Annotated in this window: 2 protein-coding genes; both read left to right on the plus strand. The window is 42.6% G+C overall.

Annotation, left to right across the window (positions count from 1 at the left end; genetic code table 11):
* Positions 1–276: 276 nt before the first annotated feature.
* The gene (locus NNC77_RS16280) at positions 277–1,500 is read left to right on the plus strand and encodes a site-specific integrase (protein WP_022459668.1); all 1,224 of its coding nucleotides are present in this window, start codon (positions 277–279) and stop codon (positions 1,498–1,500) included.
* Positions 1,497–1,871, plus strand: coding sequence for a hypothetical protein (locus tag NNC77_RS16285; RefSeq protein WP_004339195.1), 375 nt, complete (start codon positions 1,497–1,499; stop codon positions 1,869–1,871). The genes NNC77_RS16280 and NNC77_RS16285 overlap by 4 nt, the downstream gene beginning before the upstream one ends.
* The last annotated feature ends 817 nt before the right edge of the window (positions 1,872–2,688 follow it).

Below are 2,688 nucleotides of genomic sequence, written 5' to 3' on the forward strand. Positions count from 1 at the left end.
AAAAAGAATGACTAAAAAAGCAAAAAATAGCAGATTTGGGCTTTTATTTTGAGTTTCAAGTGGTTGTGGCAGTTGTTGGCTTTAAGTGACGTTCGTGAGGAAATGTGAAAATGGCGGATTTGAGAAGTAGAAACGCTTTCAAGTCATTACCTCAAAGAAACTCTCTAATAAGCATTTTTAACGGCTTCGGTTTTTACTTCTCAATTCTGCACAGGTTGTGAATTTGCCATGCAACTCTCATGATTTAATTTTGCACAGAACAAAAAGCAAGGAATTATGAGAAGTACATTCAAGACAGTCTTCTATGTAAACGGAAGCAAGGAGAGAAACGGAATTGTCCCTATCATGGGACGTGTGACAATCAACGGAACTATCGCACAGTTCAGTTGCAAGCTGAGCGTGACCAAAGCGATATGGGATGCCAAGGGCAACAGAGCCAAAGGCAGAAGCAAGGAAGCCAATGAGGTGAACTTTGCGCTTGATAACATCAAGGCTCAAATCGCTAAGCATTACCAACGGCTTTCCGACCGTGAGGCGTTCGTTACCGCTGAAATGGTGAGAAACGCATATCAAGGCATAGGTACGGAGTATGAGACATTACTCAGAGCTTTTGACAAGGAGAACGCAGCCTTTGCCCAACGCGTGGGAAAAGACCGAGCTGTCCGAACCTACCGCAAGTATCTGACGGTAAGAAAGTACGTTGCCGAGTTCATCAAATTTCAGTACAAGCGCAGCGATATGTCCATGAATGAGCTTACCGAGGAGTTCATCCGTGATTTTTGTCTGTATTTGAAGAATGTCATTGGACTCACGCAATCTACCATTTGGATATACTCCATACCATTGAAGCATATCGTCACGGCAGCACACTACAACGGCAAGATACAGAGAAATCCGTTTGCCATGTACCACGTTGACCCAGACCACAAGGAGCGTGAGTTCTTGACAGAGGAAGAATTGGACATATTTGCAGGAATAGAGTTGGAAAATCCCAACTTTGCTTTTGCGAGAGACTTGTTTATGTTTGGTTGTTGGACAGGTATCTCTTTCGTTGACATCAAGAATCTTACAGAGGACAATGTTGCCATTATAAGTGGGTCTCCATGGATAGTTTCTCAGCGTCAAAAGACAGGCGTACCATTCAAAATTAAACTGATAGATGCAGCCATACAGATAATTGAACGTTACAAGCCATTGAGAAAAGATATGCACTTGTTTAATATTGGCTCACTTGACATGGTAAACAAGCGTATAAAGAAAGTGGCAAAAATGTGTGGCATCAAGAAGCGAATTTCATTTCATGTAAGCCGGCATTCGTTCGCAGTTTTGGCTTTAAACTACGGTATGCCGATAGAGAGTGTAAGCAAGATACTGGGACATACGGACATCGCCACAACACAAATTTACGCAAAGGTGACAAGTACTAAATTGGAGCATGACATATCAGCTTTTGAAAGTCGAATCAAGGGGCATATGCCGACAATGGGGGGAATGGCATGAAAAGGACTGTAATCACCGTGGACGGAAATGGAATGTTATCCATTCCGTCCAACTTGCAAGACTTGTGGATGAGTGAGGGTGAATTGGTTGATATGCTCCATGTCACCGCCCCGAAACTCCATGCTGTGATAAGGTCGATATACGAGGAAGGTTTGTTGCCCATGTCGGAGGTACAACAGAAACAGGAAACCTCCAAGGGCATTTGGCAAACGATGTATGGTTTCCCGATGGTTGTTGCCCTTTGTTTCCGTATAGGCTCTTATGGTGCTGTTCGGTTTCGGGACACCATCATGAAGAAGTTGTACGGGGCAAAAGAGAAAAGTAGTGTCATTGTCCTACAATTCAGTGGAGGAACAACCGCCTTTAGTTGAATGTCCTCTTGCTTGTTTGTTGGCTTGGCGCTGTCGTACTGTCGTGAATAAGTACTGAAGCATAAGCATGACATTCTTACTTGTAGGGGGATGAGTTCTGTTCATAAAAATGACGGACAAAACACCCCTTATTTTTGTTGAATTGTTGAATATGATGAAAGAAGTATTGAACATCAGGCATTTACGGCTCAACATATTCTCAACAAATCTCTCAACAAAAGAAAGATAATGTTGAAAAGAGAAAACCATGAACACCATTCCTTTCTTTCTTTTTTGCCCAGTAATTTGTTGTGTAGAGCTATTTGTTGAGAGTTTGTTGAGGGTATAAGTGGTTGGTTCTCATAAAGATAATACCTATCTTCAACAATTCAACGTTTTACATGCCCTCACTTGGTACGCTGTAAAATGTGCTTGTGGATTAATTGGCAACCGCTCTATTCTCCGAAATGGTTGCAGCAACGTTCCTTGGAGGCTTTGCGCCTCCAGCCACTTGGGCGAACCTCCGCAGTGTTTTAGCATGGCATTAGATTTATGCAGACTATACCGAGGACACACAGCACACTCGGCATAGTTCACAAAGGAAATCAACAACACACAACTGAAACACTTGGCAAGTTTCACACTGAAAATATCACCTTTTCCTTTGCAAACTCCATGTACAAAGTAGCTTGTGTCTGTGACCTTGTTCTTTCAATGTGGCAGCTTTGATGTTTGGCGTAAATTGAGAGAATTAAGGTCTGCAACCTTGGGCATGGAAAGCCGAAAGGCAAATATCTCGTCTTTTGTTCTTAGAGGAGGGAGCGAGGTTATGTTTTGG

Source organism: Segatella copri, assembly GCF_024330485.1.
Taxonomy (GTDB): Bacteria; Bacteroidota; Bacteroidia; order Bacteroidales; family Bacteroidaceae; genus Prevotella; species Prevotella copri_L.

Excerpts from the sequence above, each read along its gene's own strand:
- NNC77_RS16280 (WP_022459668.1), top strand. The coding sequence starts at position 277 with ATGAGAAGTACATTCAAGACAGTCTTCTATGTAAACGGAAGCAAGGAG.
- NNC77_RS16285 (WP_004339195.1), top strand. The coding sequence starts at position 1,497 with ATGAAAAGGACTGTAATCACCGTGGACGGAAATGGAATGTTATCCATT.